13 protein-coding genes are annotated in these 18,222 nt (G+C 50.7%); 7 read left to right on the top strand and 6 right to left on the bottom strand.

The window, feature by feature from the left end:
• Positions 1-24: 24 nt before the first annotated feature.
• A complete protein-coding gene (locus B4E62_RS01300) occupies positions 25-1,023 on the bottom strand; it encodes a 2-hydroxyacid dehydrogenase (protein WP_331350760.1) in 999 nt (332 codons plus the stop codon).
• 176 nt (positions 1,024-1,199) lie between these two features.
• Here B4E62_RS01300 and B4E62_RS01305 point away from each other — a divergent pair, with 176 nt between their 5' ends.
• Complete coding sequence (locus B4E62_RS01305) at positions 1,200-3,164, top strand: AsmA family protein (RefSeq protein WP_331350761.1); 1,965 nt, start codon at positions 1,200-1,202, stop codon at positions 3,162-3,164.
• 32 nt (positions 3,165-3,196) lie between these two features.
• On the opposite strand, the gene B4E62_RS01310 is transcribed toward B4E62_RS01305, so the two are convergent.
• From B4E62_RS01310 to B4E62_RS01325, 4 genes are read right to left on the bottom strand one after another with little or no spacing between them, the layout of a single operon-like run.
• Complete coding sequence (locus B4E62_RS01310; protein ID WP_331350762.1) at positions 3,197-3,778, bottom strand: PqiC family protein; 582 nt, start codon at positions 3,776-3,778, stop codon at positions 3,197-3,199.
• Positions 3,771-4,775, bottom strand: coding sequence for an MlaD family protein (locus B4E62_RS01315; protein WP_310071934.1), 1,005 nt, complete (start codon positions 4,773-4,775; stop codon positions 3,771-3,773). Before B4E62_RS01315 ends, B4E62_RS01310 begins: the two co-directional genes overlap by 8 nt.
• On the bottom strand, positions 4,772-5,542 hold the full coding sequence (locus B4E62_RS01320) for an ABC transporter ATP-binding protein (protein ID WP_331350763.1): 771 nt from the start codon (positions 5,540-5,542) through the stop codon (positions 4,772-4,774). Before B4E62_RS01320 ends, B4E62_RS01315 begins: the two co-directional genes overlap by 4 nt.
• A 2-nt stretch (positions 5,543-5,544) precedes the next feature.
• Positions 5,545-6,717: an ABC transporter permease gene (locus B4E62_RS01325; protein WP_310071937.1), complete on the bottom strand. Its 1,173-nt coding sequence runs from the start codon at positions 6,715-6,717 to the stop codon at positions 5,545-5,547.
• A 150-nt stretch (positions 6,718-6,867) separates the two neighbouring features.
• On the opposite strand from B4E62_RS01325, the gene B4E62_RS01330 reads away from it, so the two are divergent.
• Positions 6,868-7,239 (top strand): DUF6164 family protein, encoded by a 372-nt coding sequence (locus B4E62_RS01330; RefSeq protein ID WP_310071938.1) that lies wholly within the window; start codon positions 6,868-6,870, stop codon positions 7,237-7,239.
• A 47-nt stretch (positions 7,240-7,286) separates the two neighbouring features.
• Here the strand turns inward: B4E62_RS01330 and B4E62_RS01335 are convergent, their stop codons facing one another.
• The gene (locus B4E62_RS01335) at positions 7,287-8,141 is read right to left on the bottom strand and encodes a 6-carboxytetrahydropterin synthase (RefSeq protein WP_331350764.1); all 855 of its coding nucleotides are present in this window, start codon (positions 8,139-8,141) and stop codon (positions 7,287-7,289) included.
• Between the two features lie 245 nt (positions 8,142-8,386).
• Between B4E62_RS01335 and B4E62_RS01340 the strand changes: the two genes are divergently transcribed.
• Genes B4E62_RS01340 through B4E62_RS01360 form a run of 5 tightly spaced genes read left to right on the top strand, consistent with a single transcriptional unit; the run spans position 8,387 to position 18,200 of the window.
• Positions 8,387-8,941, top strand: a complete 555-nt coding sequence (locus B4E62_RS01340; RefSeq protein WP_310071942.1) for a YfiR family protein — start codon at positions 8,387-8,389, stop codon at positions 8,939-8,941.
• Position 8,942: 1 nt separating this feature from the next.
• Positions 8,943-11,660 carry a response regulator gene (locus B4E62_RS01345; RefSeq protein ID WP_310071946.1) on the top strand — a complete coding sequence of 906 codons (2,718 nt, stop codon included), beginning with the start codon at positions 8,943-8,945 and terminating at the stop codon, positions 11,658-11,660.
• Positions 11,657-14,116 carry an EAL domain-containing protein gene (locus tag B4E62_RS01350; protein ID WP_331350765.1) on the top strand — a complete coding sequence of 820 codons (2,460 nt, stop codon included), beginning with the start codon at positions 11,657-11,659 and terminating at the stop codon, positions 14,114-14,116. Before B4E62_RS01345 ends, B4E62_RS01350 begins: the two co-directional genes overlap by 4 nt.
• 1 nt (position 14,117) lies before the next feature.
• Complete coding sequence (locus B4E62_RS01355; protein WP_331350766.1) at positions 14,118-16,121, top strand: TonB-dependent receptor; 2,004 nt, start codon at positions 14,118-14,120, stop codon at positions 16,119-16,121.
• A gap of 45 nt (positions 16,122-16,166) precedes the next feature.
• On the top strand, positions 16,167-18,200 hold the full coding sequence (locus B4E62_RS01360; RefSeq protein WP_331350767.1) for a TonB-dependent receptor: 2,034 nt from the start codon (positions 16,167-16,169) through the stop codon (positions 18,198-18,200).
• Positions 18,201-18,222: the final 22 nt, after the last annotated feature.

Genomic DNA, 18,222 nt, shown 5'->3' on the forward strand with positions numbered 1-18,222 from the left:
TCCTTTGTGCCATTGACCAGTCAATTAATTCACGATGCACATCTGTGATAATTCTTCACTCTCAAAGTGCGTGATATTTGCAAGCGTAATAGCAGCGATGGCAGTTAATGCCTCGCGCGTAAAAAATGCCTGGTGGCCGGTGATCACCACATTGGGGAAGGTCAGCAAGCGTGCAAATACATCGTCTTGCAGCAGGAGGTTGGAATTGTCTTCAAAAAATAAATCACCTTCCTCTTCGTAAACATCCAAACCAAGGTAACCAATTTTTTTGCTTTTTAAACCGTCAATCACTGCCGGCGTATCAATTAATCCACCGCGCCCGGTATTAATCAGCATCACCCCCGCTTTCATTAGGCTAATTGCGTCGGCATTGATTAAATGATGAGTGTTTTTATCGAGTGGGCAGTGCAGGGAAATAATATCGGCCGTAGGCCATATATCGCTGAGCGCCACGTAATTCACTCCATTCGCGGCGAGGATCGGTGCGGGTTGGGGGTCATAGGCTATTACTCTGCACCCAAGACCCTGCACAATTTTTGCAAATACCTGGCCGATTTTTCCGGTGCCAATTACCGCCACAGTTTTATTCACCATATCAAAACCGAGCAACCCATTTAATGAATAATCATTTTCACGCACGCGGTGATAGGCACGATGCAAATTCCTGTTGAGCATAAGGATCAAGCCCAACGCGTGTTCCGCAACGGCATGGGGAGAATATTCGGCGACGCGCGCAACAACTATGCCGAGGTTTTTTGCGGCCACCAAATCTACCTGATTAAAACCGGCGCAACGCAGGGCAATTAATTTCACTCCCAGATTGGTCAATTGTTGCAAGGCGGTTGCATCCAGGTGGTCGTTCACAAAGCAACACACGGCAGTGCAGCCTTGCGCAAGCAGCGCGGATTGTGGATTGAGCTGGGTTTCATGAAACACTAGTTCATGGGGTTGGGTAAGTGCGCTGTTGGCGTTCGTTAAAAATTCGCGATCGTAGGGTTTGGTACTGAATATGGCGACTTTCATGGTGGGTTTCCTTTCAGTAGCGATTCACAATCACATCATAGCCCCAGTTAAGGCGCCTTGTCTGCAAAGGTTGGCGGGTGGCGCGAGAAGGCCAATTTTAGGGTAAGTGCGGCCGCGCACAGAGTTCTGAATACATTTGCAGCGATGATTAAACTGAACCCTTCTTTGGATTTTTTATGCCTCTGTTTTACCTGCCTAAGCGTCCCTTTGTATCGACATTAGTTGGAGTCATCGCTGCCGCTGTGTTACTGATTTCAGTGAGCCTGCTGAGCGTCATACTATTTTCCGAATCTTTGTTGCGCGCGTTGATCGAAGTCAAAGGAAGCCAATTTTTGGAACGTGAAGTAGCAGTAGAGGGCAAAATCAAGGTCGAATGGCATTGGGCATACACCCACATTCATGTTGAAAAACTGCGTTTACGAAATGCCACCGATTTTAGCGAGCCGGATATGGCGCGGGTCGAACTTGTTAATCTCCGGTTTAAACCGCTCAATTTGTTGCGCGGTTATATTAATATCAGCGAAGTCAGTATTATCGCACCTGAAATTTTTTTGGAGCGAAAATCAGTTGATGTCACCAATTGGAATTTTTCCTCGCTCACTAAAACGCAAGCCGATGAAATGGTTCCGGATGGTCGCTATGATTTCCCGGTTATTGATCAACTGAAAATCAGTCGCGGGCGCATCTTTTTTAAAGATGGCTTTAAGGGCTTGGATCTTGATTTGAAATTGGATTCTGTTACGGCAAATGACAAAACTACCTTTTCCACTGGTCCGGGTTTTGAAAAAGGTTATGCGGTGAGAGGAACAGGGAAATTACAGGAGCAAGATTTCAGTATTGTTGCGTTTGGTGGCGCGTTGAGCGAGTTACGCGATGCTTCAGTGTCTTTTCCATTGCGCATACAACTTGAAATGGGTGACACCAAGGTATCGATTGATGGGCGATTTCAGGACCCGATAAAAATGGAGGGTGTCGATGCGGTATTAAAAATAGAAGGGGCTAATCTCGCCGATATTTTTTACCTCACCGCCATCCCTTTGCCACCTACACCGAATTACACCTTGGAAGGTCAGCTCACCAAATCCGGCACTGTATGGGCCTATCGCGATTTTAAAGGGCAGGTGGGAAGCAGTGATTTGGCGGGTACTCTGGCATACGCTATTGGTGGCGAGCGTGGTTTTTTAACTGCAGATTTAACATCCAGTGTGTTGGATGCTGCAGATCTCGGTGGATTTATTGGCCTCTCGCCCAATAGTGATTCGCGCAAGTCCACAAAATTAATTCCTGATGTTCCTTTGAGTCGCGAGCGTTTACTGGCTACCGATCTAAACATACATTTAAAAGCTGAAAAAGTGGAGGCACCGAACTTACCCTTTAAAGGAATGGATGTGCACTTCGATTTGCGCGCCGGGGTTTTAAAACTTGATCCGCTCAATCTTGTGCTTGCCGACGGCAGGGTGGAGGGCACAATTGAAATTGATGCGAACCCTGCATTGCCACCCATGAAAATGAATTTAAAATTGCGTCAGCTAAATCTCACTCAATTTTTTAAAGGCACACGTTTTGAATCCAACACTAACGGCTTGTTCGGAGGGAAGTTGTCTCTCGCTGGAGAGGGTAAATCGCTCGCCGACGTGCTCGCAACCAGCAACGGCGATTTAGCGTTAATCATGTCTGGCGGAGAAATCAGTTTACTGTTGATCGAAGCGGCTGATCTCGACATTGGGCAGGCGCTGCCACTGTTTCTGGGGAAAGATAAATCCACGCGTATTAATTGTGGCGTAATGAATTTTAATGTTAAAGATGGATTGCTCAGTTCTAATGTGGTGGCTCTGGATACGAAGGATTCACTGTTGGTTGGCAATGTGGATATCGATTTAAAAGATGAAATGATTGATGCACGTTTGGATGCAAAACCTAAAGATAACAGTCTGCTTTCGTTGCGCATTCCGATTACGATCACCGGAGATCTTAAATCCCCATCAATTGGAATCGACAAGGAAAAAACAGCCAATCGTGGTGTCACTGCTATTGTATTGGGGGCGCTACTAACCCCTTTCGCAGCACTGCTTGCATTTGTGGAAGATGGTGACGCGCCTGATGCAAACTGTCGTGCTTTGATAAGGGATGCTCGTAAATAATGGCCACCCCAATAAACAAAAATTCATCGTGGTTAGTTTTGTAGCGCAATGGCTTTATTCATTTCTCCCGCCAATTCGACCAGCAATTTACTGTAAATTCCAGCAATTTGTGCAGGGCTATCTCCGCTGGGTTTGTTGCGCACAAAATGTTGCTGTGTCAGCACGGCTTTGGTTTCGTTATTGATTAATTTCCAGCTGGCGTTGATAAGTGCTTCACCATTGATTATTTGTAAATCGTAAATGCTGAGGCGCAAGCTGAATTTAGGCGCGGAATCACTACGCCAGGGAAATGCTTCGATGATGGTGTCTGGTTGATGATTCATTAAATTTACCGTCAACACCCGCATAATTCCCTTTTGTAACGGTTCGCCCCAGTAGGCGTTGTCAGTGGTCAGTAAATGATTGGCATTGCGATTAATCGTTATTTGGGAATTACGTAAATAATCGGCAACGTCGATTGGTCCCAATCCCAGCGTTCGGGTTATTGCTATCCCGTGATTCGCTGTGGGGGTCGCACTGAGCAAATAATATTGTTTGCGTGGCGACTGCTGACAGCCAGTTATTAAACTGCCGACTAAACATAAAATAATAAAAACGCGCATAGTCTTATTCATCCTTATCCGTTAACTTTTTACCGCGTAAAAATGCTTCAGGTTGTTGGTCGATGGTTTCACTAAGTGTGCGGAACGCCTGTGCAGAACGGCTTACCTCGTCGAGTGTTTCGTTGAGCTGGTTTATCAGTGGTGCATCTTCAGAAAAACTTTGGTGTACGCTATTAGTGGCTTTATCCAATTCCACTAAACTTTTTTGTAGCTGCACCATGCTCGCTCTCAGTTCATGGGCAACTATCGGTGTTTGCTGGTTAAGGGATGCCAATAATTGATCCAGTTGGCTGCTGGTGTGGCTAAGATTCTTGCTGAGCAGACTCACGTCCTGCCGCATTGTGTTGGCCGTGAGTGTGAAACTGTCGGCTGCTGATTTGACGCTACCCAGTGTTTGTTCAATCATGCCGCTTGCTACAATTTTGTTAAGGTGCAAAGTCAGCTTGTCCAAATTATTAACCAAACCTTTCAAGTTAATCTCTTGCAGGTTTTTGGTGAGTTCTTCAAAACCCGTCGCAACAGTAGGTAGCTCCAGGTGATTTTTTTTGAAGCCATAAAGTGTAGCGGGTGTGTCCGGGAAAAAATCCAATTCTACGTAGAGTAGCCCTGTTAAAAAGCTTTGGAAGTTCAGTTGTGCACGCAGCCCATTTTTTATGGCTTCTTCAAAGAATTCAATCGACACTTCAGTTCCCTTGCGGCTGATACGTTTTAGCGCTAAATCACCGGTCACTGCAGTCACAATGTTTTTTGCGGAATTATTTTTGTTGCCATTATCTTGCGCATTGCTGTCAAAGTTAATTTGAATGTCGGTTATTTCGCCCAGGATCACGCCTTTTAGTTTAATTGGTGCGCCTACTTGCAGGCCTTGCACCGAGCCCTCGAAATACATGACTACGCGTTCCTTTTGCGAAAACAAGTCTCCGCCGGAAAAGAATAGGAGTGCCAGAAAAACCAGCAATATTGCACCGACGATAAAAGCACCTATGCTGAGCGATTTATTCTTCTTCATTGATTCTCCGCTGCCGCTGTTCCTGCACGGCTTAAAAATTGGCGCACTTTTTCGTGCTGACTGTGATGGAGTAATTCTTTCGGGTCACCTGAGTCCAGCATGGTTTTGGCCTGTGCATCCAGAATCACGCAGTGGGTTCCTATGGATAAAATACTGGGTAGCTCGTGTGAAACGATAATCACTGTTGACCCCAATGCTTTACATATCTGTACGATTAACTGGTCAAGGCGCAAGGAGCTGATAGGGTCTAACCCTGCTGATGGCTCGTCAAAAAATAATAATTGCGGGTCGAGTGCAATTGCGCGTGCAAGCCCCGCGCGTTTGTGCATGCCGCCGCTAATTTCGGATGGATAAAAAGTTTCGTAACCTGCCAGCCCCACCAACGACAATTTGTATGAGACTGTTTCGGCGATCTGTTTTTCCGACAAGTCTGTATAAAGCTGCAGGGGCAGGGCGACATTTTCGGCAAGCGTCATGCTGGAAAATAAAGCGCCGGATTGATAAGTAATGCCCCAACTCTGCAACAGTTTTAGTCGGGTATCTTCACTCGCTTGATAGTAATTAACGCCTTCATACAATACCTGACCTTTACTGGGCGCAATTAAACCAATCATGTGTTTGAGTAATGTGGTTTTACCACAACCGCTGCCGCCAATAATAAAAAATATGTCGTTTTTACCAATATCAAAATTTAAGTTTTGCTGCACCACCCGGCTGCCATAACCGATGCTGAGATCGCGCACGCTGATAAATGGAGTGGTATTCATCGTTAAATACCCAGCTTGTCGTAAAGAATATTAAACGCAGCATCAGCGACGACCAGATAAACAATGGCACGCACCACGGCATTAGTTGCTGCCATGCCCACCGCATCGGAATTACGACCGCATTCAATGCCTGCCTGGCAACCGGCGATAGCGATTAACACTCCAAAAAATACACTTTTTATCAGGCCTGCCAGGATATCCATCAAGTCAACCGCACCCTGGGTTTGCAAGATGTACTGGCTAAAATTGACATCCATACTGGTGGCAACCAAGGCACCGCCCAACATGCCGACCACATCGGCATAAATACACAGCAACGGCATAATAAAAACCAATGCCAACAAACGCGGCAGCACTAAAAATTCCATGGCGGAAATTCCCATGGTTTTCAGTGCATCAATTTCTTCATTCACCTGCATAGTTCCCAGCTGCGCGGCGTAAGCGGCGCCAGTGCGCCCAGCCATTATGACGGCGGTCATCAGCGCACCCATTTCCCGCACCATTCCAATAGCAACCAAATCGGCTACATATACTTGTGCGCCTAATTGGCGTAGCTGTACTGAACCCAGGTAGGCGAGAATCATACCCACGAGCAGTGCAATCAAGGTTACGATTGCCAGCGCCCGCGGACCCACCTGCTCGATAAAAAAGAAAATATCCTGTGTGCGGGTTTTTGCGTTGCCTCGCAACCAGTGGGTAAATGCAAGGCTGATGTCCCCAATAAAAATGAGCGTATTTGTTAAACCCTCGCCTTGGACTGTAATCGTTTTTTGCAAGCGCGCGAGCAGGCTAATTTTATTGGTGTTGGTGCCAGGCTGGTATGGAGGAATGGCAGTCGCCAGGTTAAGTAGTTGTTGTAATGTTTCGGGTGTGGCGCTGGTATCCAAGGCAATCTGTTTTTGTTCACACCAGCGCGCAAGTTGTAGCAATGTGACTGCAAGGCTTGAATCCCAGTGTCGTAGTTCATTGGTGGTAAGGGCGATGCCGTTGCAGTCAGCTGGAATAGCGGCAATCAGGGTTTCACTGTCCGGTGTATGGCCAAGTTGCCAATCACCACACAGATGCAGCTGCAGTTTTGAGGTGGCTGTAGCTGCGGAAGAGGTGCCCTCTATGGGATCGGCTGTAGGTTGATTCCCGATATCAGACTGTTCAATACGAAAGAGCAACGCGTTCATCCTTATCTTTCAAATTGGGTGTTGAAGTCGATCATAGTCGCTCTGGCGCGGAAAATGAAACGCCTGAGCTGTCAAGTTAATACAAATCACTGAGGGAGAACTGTTATCCTGCGCACTTAGCGCCCTCAATAACAAGATTAACCGGACATTATGGCCAGATTATTATTCAAACTTGCGCAAGTGCCTGACGATGAAGCTCAGGAAATTCGCACTATCTTGGACGAACACCAGATTCATTATTACGAAACCGATGCGGGTTTTTTCCGCGTGGGTTTGGATGCGATTTGGTTAGCCGATGGCACGCAAGAAGAGCGCGCGCGGGAGTTGATTCGAGAGTATCAAGCGGAGCGCGCTGTTCGCCAGCAGCAAAATTATGCGCAGTTGGTGGAAGCAGGGCAGGTACCCAGTGTGTGGCAACATTTTTGCGCGCAGCCCATTCGTTTTATTGCAGTCGCGCTGGGAATTATGTTTGTGGCGGGGTTGACGCTAATACCTTTTGTGATGCTGCTGCGCAATGCCTGATTGGCATTGCACAGTGATTGGCTCGCGGCTTGCGAGCCGGTAAATCGTTAGGCTTCGGCAATCGCGCCTTTATTAATCCCTTCATAGGCCTTCACTCGAATAAAGGCTTCGGGATTTTCCTGCCGGGTTTTTTGCGCGATATGGTGTGCAATAAATTCCACGGTGCTGTCGGTGTCGATTAGATAACAGCAACGCGCAGGTAGGATAATTTCAAACGGGCCTTGCTGCGCCTCGTAATTAAACTGGTAATAACTTATACCGGCGTGTTGTAGTTTATCGGTCAAATCGTCGCGTGTGCCTATATAAATATCCTTCCACTCATCGGCCCAGCGCTGTTCCAGCTTGGGTGATTTTTTGCCATTGGCCCAGATATCGATGCGCGAGCGATGGCCGTGGGCGATACGCTGACAGTTGCCCAGATGTTTTTTCAAGCCGTGGCTGTAATGGTAGTAGGCAGCTCCGTCCATTGCTTCCAGAGTGAAATCCAATTCCAGACGCGCCACCGTCATGGGAAATTGCTGTTTGAGTTGGGTGATGCACCAGGCGGCGACAGTCTCTTGGGTGAGGATTTCCGCATCCACCAAGGCGATTGCATCGCGCGGTGAGCGGGTGCTGAGAAATTCGCCATCGTTGCCGAATTGCCAGTGGATCTGCAAAAAATCACCGTCTTCTTCAATCCGGATATTGGGTGAGTGCACAGGCACCGCGAGGCGGTGGTCCAGCTCGGTATCCAGCCAATGGCGCAGGACTTTTTTCACTGTGCCGAAATCGCACACCATGCCCTGTTCATCCAATTCGCCGAAAAGGCGCACATTGGCCAGCCAGGTTTCGCCCAATAATCCGCGCTCTGGGTCAAGGAAACTGAAATCGACATTGGTGAGGTTATCGACAAACAACAACATAAAAACGCCATTCGGGTAGGTTCGGAAGGGTGGGCATAATACCACTTACCTTCACAGAAGTTCTTTCCCGCGTGATTTTCTGCACATTTTCGCCAAGCGCTGAACTCTGGGCTATTCTCAAGTCACTGATTTCTTCTCAGGGTTATTCCTTTTATAAAAATTATTGTCTTGCTAGCCATGGCCGCAAGGGTTTGGTTTGGCTGATAACACGCTTTGTGCGTGCGTCAGAGGAGGTACTTTTGGTTGTGGTGCAAGTGACATGGGCTAGCAAATTAATGTTGCGCTGGGGGTTAGGCTTAATCCTCAGTGTGCATTGTTTGGTGGCATCTGCTCAGGCATCAGAGGCGGGTCTGCGTGTCGCGTTCGTCTACAACTTCCTTAAGTTTATCGAGTGGCCCGCATTACAAGGCTCACAATTCTCCCTGTGTGCGCTGGGCGCGCAGGATGTAACGCGCCAGTCATTGGCGCAGTTGGACAACAAACCCTATCAGCAGCGCCGTATCAAGGTTGTTTATATCGACTCGCTTGATGTGGTCGCTCAACAACTCACTACTTGCCAATTACTCTACGTCCCCAACACCGGGGCCGATCTCCAATTGCCTCAGTCTTTTCCTTCCGGCGTGTTGTTAGTTGTCGACGAAGCAGACCCCAATGATGCCCGCGTCGGTATTTCGCTGCAGCGCACGGCCGATAACCGTATTGAGTTTGTAATGAACGAACAAGCGATCCAACACGCAGGCGTTAAAGTCAGTAGCCAACTGCTCAAACTGGCGAAGAAGCGTAAAGAGGGAGGCAGCTAAGATGCGCAACGTCTCTCTTGCACGCAAAATCAGCTTATTGGCGATGCTGCTGACCAGCATTGCGGTATTGGGAGCGGCGTTGGCGAGTACCTGGCAGCAGTACAACTACATCTGCAATCAGGTGAACAACCAATTGCAGATCCTGGCGGAAGCGACAGCGCTCAATCTGGCCGCACCGAGTATGTTTATCGATACCGATGCTGCCCAGCAAACCCTTGCTGCCCTGCGCGTCGAGCCCAAAGTATTGGCGGCGCGCCTGCATCTCAAAGATCATCAATTGCTGGCGCAATACCAGGTGCCGCAGGATATACACCTCTCCAAAGACGAACAGATTACCGCCAAGGTGTTTTGGGAGGGCGAGCATCTCGGGCAATTGGAGTTGGATGTAACCCTTGAACCACTGCGCACCCAATTTTATGGCCAGATCATATGGGTGTTGGCGATTGCGGTAGTCGCCTTGTTAGTTTGTGGATTGCTTACCTGGGCGTTGATCTCGTCAGTCCTTCGCCCCTTGGGCAACCTCAGCGAACTGGCGCAAAAAATTGGCCGCGAAGGCCAATATCAGGAGCGTGCACCCGAACCTGCGGTGGAGGACGAAGTCGGCCGGCTTACCCGCCGCTTTAATGCCATGCTCGACCGTATCGAGGCACAAGACAGCGAGCTGCGCCTTAATCAGGAGTTATTGGAACAGCGTGTACTGGCGCGCACTATTGAGCTGCAAACGGCGCGGGAACAAGCCGAGGCAGCGAGCAAAGCCAAAAGTGAATTCCTGGCGGTCATGAGCCATGAAATTCGCACACCGCTCAATGGCATCATGGGTATGACCGGCCTGTTGATGGATACAGAGCTGGATGCCAAACAAAAACGTTTCGCCCGTGTTGCACGCCGCTCCAGTGAAGATCTGCTGCTGATCATTAACGATATTCTCGACTTCTCCAAAATTGAGGCGGGCAAGCTCGAGCTTGAATATCGCCCCTTCCAGCTAAATTTGTTAGTAGAAGATATTGCCGAGCGCTACGCCCCTATAGCCCAAGGCAAAAAGCTGGAATTGCTGTGCAAAACACCTTTGCCACCGCTCTCGGTCGTAGGTGACTCGGCGCGTTTGGGGCAAATCCTCACTAACTTGTTGAGCAACGCGATCAAATTTACCGAAGCCGGTGAAGTGGAAATCGATATCCAACTGATTGCCGAGCGCGATGGCATGGTGCAACTGGAGTTTGGTGTGCGCGACACCGGTATTGGCATCAACCCTGAACAACAGGCACGCTTGTTCCAATCCTTTACCCAAGCCGACTCTTCCATGGCGCGCAGATACGGTGGCACCGGCTTGGGGCTGACGATTTCCCAGCGTCTTACCCAAATGATGGGTGGCGAAATAGGTTTGCAGAGTGATGCAGGCAAGGGAAGTTACTTCCATTTTCAACTCAACCTGCAAAAAGTAAACGACCCCCGCGATTACCAATTGGTCGCTGGTTTTGGCAAGTTGCATACCTTGATCGTGGACGACAACCCCACCAACCGAGAAATCCTTGAATACTGGCTCAAATCCTGGGGGATGGCGCCGCTGCTAGCAGCTTCAGCACCCGAAGCCTTGACGCTCCTACGGCAGCAGGCGCAGGCGGGTACCCCGTTTGAATTGATGCTGACTGACTGGTGTATGCCGGATATGGATGGCGGGCAATTGCTGGATGCGCTCGCTGCCGATGCCCGTTTTAACAACATGGCAATTATCGTATTGAGTTCGGCGGGCATGGCAGCGCGCCCTGAAGTGGCAGAGCGCGCGCCACTGCTGTTGAAACCGGTGCGCCAATCGGAGTTGCACAACCTGATTGCGCAAGTCATTGCCGGTGATTTAACCCGAAAATTCCACAGCTTTGAGCCGGTTGTCAGCACCGCAGCACTGGCGAAACTAACAGGGCGGGTATTGTTGGCGGAAGACAATCCAGTCAATCAAGAGGTGGCCACTGCCATGCTGCAGCGTGTGGGCGTGAGCATGAAAATTGCCAACAACGGCCAGGAGGCGATCGATTTATTGCAACTGGAAAGTTTTGATCTGGTATTGATGGACTGTCAAATGCCGATCATGGATGGCTTTGAGGCAACCGCCAGTATCCGCCAGCGCGAAGCTGAATTGGGTTTGGCGGCCATACCGATTATTGCGCTTACTGCCAACGCCATTAGTGGTGACCGCGAACACTGCCTCGCGCTCGGTATGGATGATTACCTCAGCAAACCCTTCGCACAGGAGCAGTTGCACGAGTTATTGGCGCGCTGGCTACCAACGCGCAGAGCCCAGCCTGAAACGGTTGCTGCACTTGCTGCAGTTACTCCAATAAAAACGCAATTTGCCGCTCCGGCACAGGCTCCATCAATTGAAATTGATCAGCAAGTCATTCGCCAACTGCGTGAACTGCGCGAAGGGTTGTTGCCACGCATTATTGGTTTATTCCGCAGCAGCAGCCCTCCATTGCTCGCCCAACTTGAAATGGCGGTGGCTCAGCGCGATGCAGACCTGCTTTATAAAACGGCGCACAATTTTAAAAACAGTGCTGCCAACCTCGGTTTGGTGGAGTTGGCAGCAGCTTGCCGCGACTGCGAGTCCAAGGCGCGTCAGGGTGATCTGGATCAGGCTGAGCAACAGCTGCATAGCATCCAAACACTTTATGGTTTATCGCTACAGGGGCTAGTTGAACTGGAGCGAAGGGAGCAAGGCGAGTGAAAGAATTAACATCGACAGGCATCGCATCGCCTGATTCAGGAGCCGGAGCGTTGGTGTTGGTCGTCGAGGACGATGAAGCCGCGCGCCTGACCACCAGCATCACCTTGGAGCGGGCGGGTTATCAGGTGTTGGAAGCGGCCGACTGCGCCAGTGCTCGCGAGCGATTTGCCGAGCGTATCCCCGATATTGTCTTGCTCGATGTGCTCTTGCCCGACGGAGATGGCTACAGCCTGTGCCGTGAATTTCTCGCCCATCCGCGCGGGCGCGATTTGCCAATCGCGATGGTAACCGGGTTGGATGACATCAATTCCATCCATCAAGCCTATGAATCCGGTGCAACCGACTTTATTACCAAACCGGTTAGTTGGGGCACCTTGCCCTACCGCATCCAATTTATTTTGCGCGCCAAACAAGCACTTAACGAGGCCAGTATCAGTGAAGGCAAGATGCGCGCACTGCTCGCGGGCATCCCCGACATTATTCTGCGCATAGACCGTGATGGCCATGTGATTGATATGCAAGTCGGCACTTACGTGAACGAGATGGAAGAGTGGGTCGTTTATGACCCTACAACAGGTGAAGGTCATTTACCTGGCCCGGTATACCGGATCCTGGCTCCGCAAATCCGCCGGGTGTTTGCGGGTAAAGGTGAACAGTTGGTCGAGTTTGAATGGTCGCAAGCGCAGAAAAAACAGCGCACCTGGGAGGCACGGGTGATTCTGCGTGAGCGGGATGAGGTGGTGATGGTGATCCGCGATATCACCCAGCGCAAACAACAGGAGGCTGAGCTGCGGTTATGGGCCAAGGTATTTGAGGGCAGCAATGAGGCGATCCTGATTACCGATGCGCATCTGAATATTATTTTGGTCAACAAGACCTATGAAAAAATCATGGGCTACACAGAAGAGGAAGTGCTGGGGGTGGATACCGCAACGGTCGGCACCCGGCTGCACTCACACAGTTTTTTCCGCAACCTTGTACATATTCTTAAGGAACGTGGTTACTGGCAGGGCGAGCTGATTAACAAACGCAAGAATGGCGAAAAGTTTCCGACCTGGTATTCGATCAGCCAGGTGCTGAATGCCGACGGCCAGCCGGAAAATTACATCGCCATTTTCAGCGATATTTCCGAGCGGAAAAAATCCCGCGAGCGGATCGACTTCCTCGCCCATCACGACAGCCTGACTGAATTGCCCAACCGCGCGCTGCTCAATGACCGGTTGGAAATGGCGATCAATACCGCCAAACGGCGTGGCGAAAAAGTCGGAATTTTATTTATCGATCTCGACCGCTTTAAAAATATTAATGATTCGCTAGGCCACGCAGCGGGCGACCAGATTTTGCGCCAGACTGCCGCGCGTTTAAGTGCTGCGGTGCGCACCGACGATACTGTTGCGCGTTTGGGTGGCGACGAATTTGTGGTGCTGCTCCCGCGTGTGCGCGATGAACGCAGCCTCGCTGAAGTAGCGATCAAATTGCGCGAAGAATTGCTGTTACCTTACATTCTGGAAGATATGCCGCTGCACTTGAGCCCGAGTATCGGGATTGCGGTTTACCCGGATGATGGCGAAACTCCCAGTACGCTGATCAAAAATGCCGACGCCGCTATGTATCTCGCCAAAGAGAAGGGGCGCAACAACTATCAGTTCTACACCCCGGTGTTGAATGCACGCACGCTGGATCGCTTGAAGTTGGAATATGACCTGCGCTCGGCGCTGGAGCAGGGGCAGTTTGAATTGCACTACCAACCGCAAATTGTGGCGGGCAGTAAAACACTTTACGGCGCCGAGGCGCTGTTGCGTTGGCGTCACCCCGAGCGCGGGTTGGTGCCGCCCAACCACTTCATCCCCTTGGCGGAAGAGATAGGTTTGATCATCCCCTTGGGGGCATGGGTTATTGCCGAAGCGGCGCGGCAAGTCAACGCCTGGCATCAGGCAGGCTTTTCCGATTTGATAGTGAGCGTGAATATCTCTGCGCTGCAATTCCATCAGGCGGGTTTTTTAGCAGAAGTGCAGGGGCTGTTGGCGCAAGCGGGTACCCAACCCAGTGCGCTTGAATTGGAGTTGACCGAATCCATGTTGATGAGTGACATGGAGGTGTCGATCCAGGTGTTGCAAGCCTTCCGTGATCTGGGCTACCGCATTGCCATCGACGACTTCGGCACCGGTTTTTCCTGCCTTAATTACCTGCGTCGCCTGCCGGTGAATATCCTCAAGATCGACCAATCCTTTGTACGTGATATGCAGACAGATGGCGCTTCGCTCGCGATCGTAACGTCCATTATCCGCCTCGCTGAATCGCTGGGAATGGAGACGATTGCCGAGGGGGTGGAAACAGCGGAAGAGGTAGCTCTGCTCGCCAGCCAGGGTTGCAGGTTGATGCAGGGCTACCACTTTTCCAAACCTTTGCCACCTGCACAGTTTGAGGCTTGGTTGACGCAGTGGTTGGCATCTTGATATGAGCGCGCATCGTCTATCGATATGGCTTTTGGCGGCCACTGGTGTCATGTCGATGATGGCACGTGGGGCGGATTATTTGGAGATGGATCTGGAGCAGTTGCTGGAGGTCAAGGTAACGGGCGTAACCCTGCGTGATGAATCCCTCAAAACCGTGCCCTCGGTTGTCACTGTGTTTACCCGTGAGCAGTTGGATACTCTCGGGCTGGATTATTTGTTTGAGCTGGTGCGCCTGGTGCCAGGTTTTCAGGTTAACCGGGTCGCTGATAATCCGCTGAATTACACGTTTAGCACGAGCGGTCGGCGCACCGGTAGCCGCGCGCGCGAAATCGCGCTGGTAGTGGATGGCAGGTTATTCGTTGACCCCCGCTCTAGCGGAGCCGACAGTGCTTTTGCATTGTTCCCGCTGGCGAATATTGAGCGGGTGGAAGTCATTCAGGGCCCCGGATCAGCCATTTATGGTTCCGGTGCATTCACTGGCGTAATTAATATCGTGAGTCGCCGTGGCGGTAAATCGCTCAGTGTTGCCACCGGCAGCGACCAAAGACGCAAGGCCGATTTGCAGGTAAACCATTCGCAGGATGATTGGCAATTGAATCTCTTTGCCCATGCCTATGAAGATCAAGGGCAGGATTATCGCTTGGCGAACGGTGCACATACCAGCGACCCGCGTCAGGAACTGGGGTTGGATTTAGGCTTGGCCTATCGCCATACCCGTGTTCAAGTTGCGTGGTTTCGCCTGACTGCAGATGATTTCTATGTGCTTGAAAAAGTGTACAACGAGTTCAATCATTTCCAGCCGCAGTATCGCCACTTTAGCCTTGAACAGGAATTTCACCTGCGTCCCAACTTGCAGACCAAATTGAGTTATCACTACCAGAGCGACGATCAGGATCTACATGCGCTTTTGTCACCTGCAGGTGCACTAACATCGGTCAGCCAACCGGCCAGCGGAGATCCAGTGCTCACCAAAGTTAATTTCTTTGCTGAGGCGCATAAACTCGCCCTGGCAAATGATCTTTCACTGAGCGACGACGGCAGTATCCAATTTGGCCTTGAGGGGCTGCGCGCGAAAGAGATTGATGCCAAGGCCTACACCAATTTCAATCTGGAGCAGATAGTTAAACGGCAGTTTCCAGTGGATTATTACGGTAATTTTGACAACTTCACGGTAGTCGAGAGCGCCGCCCGCCGCGATACAGCCAGTGCCTATGCCCAGTGGTTGCAAGAACTCGGGTTTGATACCCGCTTGACATTGGGCATCCGGTACGACCACTACGAGGAGATTGGTGATCACCCCAGTCCGCGTTTGGGCCTGGTACACCAGCTCAACGAATATCACAGCCTGAAGCTACTGTACGGCGAGGCGTTTCGTGCCCCCTCATTTGCCGAGACGCGGTTGACTAATAATCCGTTCATTCGTGGTAACCCGGAGCTTAACCACGAATTGGTCAAAACCTGGAATCTGGTTTGGGTGGGAATGTGGCAAAACACCAGCACCAATCTGGCCGGCTTTTTTAATCGCTATGAAGATCCGATTATCTCGGGATTGGATGATATAGGCGCACGCTCATACATCAACAGTAGCGATCAGCGGAGTGCAGGTGCTTCACTGGATATCAAACACCAAATTGGCGAAAGCTGGTTAATGCGCCTGAGCCTAACCCGTTTTACCGATCTGCCCGATTCCGCCTTCGCGGAGGCAGATCGGCTGGCAGCATATATACTTAACTACCACAAGGGTGTGTGGAACTGGAACCTTTCGTTCAATTATCAAGGCGAGCGGGACTACCTGCGCACCGCCAGCCAACGAGAGCGTTTGGCAGGCTACTGGTTAGCCAATAGTCAGCTAAGTTACCAATTGGTTAAAGACACACGAATCAAACTAACAATCAAAAACCTTATGGATGAGGACTACGCAAGCCCGCCGCAGGGGGCGGGGATTATGGGGGGTGTTCCCAATCGAGGCCGTGAGTGGGGAATAGGGCTGGACTGGCGCTGGTAGCCATCAACTCACCACCGCTGCCAGGCGAGGGGGGGAGGAGGTGTTATGCCGATCAGGAATTCGAAAGACTTGCCACCGATCATAGTGTTGGTCTTGTTATGCCTGCTCACTAATGGCAGTCATGCCGATGAAGATCTCGCCTATCTCGACCTCAGCCTTGAACAGCTGCTTCATGTACCCGTCACCGGCTCCACTCTGACTGAAGAAACTCTCAAAACCGTACCGGCAGCCGTATCGATATTTACCCGTGAGCAGATTGACCGCTTGGGGATGGATTACCTTTATGAACTACTTAACCTGGTACCCGGTTTCCAATTCAACCGCAATGCCAGTAACGGATTAGCATATACCTACAGCGCGCGCGGCAGGCGGACTACCCAGCAGTCGCTGGAAGTGATGCTATTGATCGACGGCAAAGTGGTGAATGACCCACGCGCCGGCAGTCCGGATATCACCTTGCCACTTTACCCGCTGGCGCGTATCGAGCGCTTGGAAGTGATTCGCGGGCCAGGTTCAGCTTTGTACGGCAGTTCTGCGTTTACCGGCGTTATTAATGTCATCACGCGCAAGCAGCAAAAATCTCTCGCGTTGGCGTACGGCTCGCAGCAGCGGCGTCAACTGGAAGGATTTTGGTCACAATCAGTTGGTGGCTGGGAGTCTGACTTCTTCATTCATGCCTATAAGGACAATGGCGAGCAATTTACCCTGCGCGACAGCTTCAGTGGCCAGCCCATCACCACTAGCGATCCGCGCCAGCAACTCGCCGTAGATTTGGCGCTCAAGCAGGGCAACACCGGTATCAGCCTGTCATACAACCGTGCGGAAACTGAGGATTTTTACCAATCTGAGAATACCGCCAATGGCTTCAATGCCAATGAGCGGGAGCTATGGCATATCGCGTTTGATCAGAGTTTTAAATGGCTTCCTGATACCCAATCGCAGGTGGTATTGAGCTACCAGCAATTTTCCTATGACTTTAAATTGTATGTTACTGCCCCGGGGTTTTTAGCTAACTACAGCAATCCACCTAGCGCTGAGCCTTTCCGGGGGGATGCTGGTTTGGCGGGCGAAAGTTGGCGCTTCACGTTCAGTAATGATTGGGCGATTGATGATCAATCCAGCGCGCAATGGGGTGTGCAGTGGGCGCAGCATGAAGAAATCAGAGCCAGCGCGCGCGGCAATTTTGATTTGATCCAGCTTAGTCACGGGCAATTCCCCGTCGCGTTTTATGGTGATGAGGGCAAGGTTTTTCCTATAGGTACTGAGGCGTCGCAGAGCAACGTCGGTTTTTTTGTCCAATACCTGCGCGACCTGCGTGAGTCCACCCGCCTCACTCTGGGGGGGCGCTATGATGACTTTACAGAGTTGGCTGGGCGTTTTAGCCCGCGCTTGGGTTTAGTGGAGCAACTAAATCAGACGTACAGCCTCAAACTGCTTTATGGCGAAGCGTTTCGTGCGCCTACGTTGGCGGAAATCGGGTTGATCAATAATCCGCTGCTATTCGGTAACCCGGATCTAAACCACGAAATTGTAAAAACCTGGGACATGATCCTGATGGGCAATTGGAAGGCGACTAATCTCAGTGTGGGGGTGTTTGAAAATCGTTATGAGCATCCCATTGAAACTGTATTTGTGGGCGCTGCGCGTACTTACCGGAACGGTCCTGAGGAAAAGAGCCAAGGGGTGGAGGTTGAGTGGGCGCAGGAGTTATCCACCCATTGGTCATTGCGCTCGACTTATACCTACATGGATTTACCTGCGAGCGCATTTCGCGAAGCTGCGCGCACCGGTTCATTTGAAATAAATTACGCTGCTGAAAAATGGAACTGGAATTTGTTAGGCTTTTATCAGGACGAACGCCAAACACCTATTACCCCAACGAGCGAGCAAACGCTGGATGATTTTTGGATGCTCAACACCCAGTGGCGCTATCAATTCTCTGCCGGTTACGAGCTGAAGCTGCAAGTAAAAAATATCACCAACGAAGAAGCCGCAACACCCGCCCAGAGTTTGGGGAAAGTCGATGGAATTCCCAATCGCGGCCGTGAACTTAGTGCTGAAGTTGAGTGGCGGTTTTAATCATGTTTAAACGAGCCCCCGC

The organism is Cellvibrio sp. UBA7671, assembly GCA_002483145.1.
Lineage (GTDB): Bacteria > Pseudomonadota > Gammaproteobacteria > Pseudomonadales > Cellvibrionaceae > Cellvibrio > Cellvibrio fibrivorans.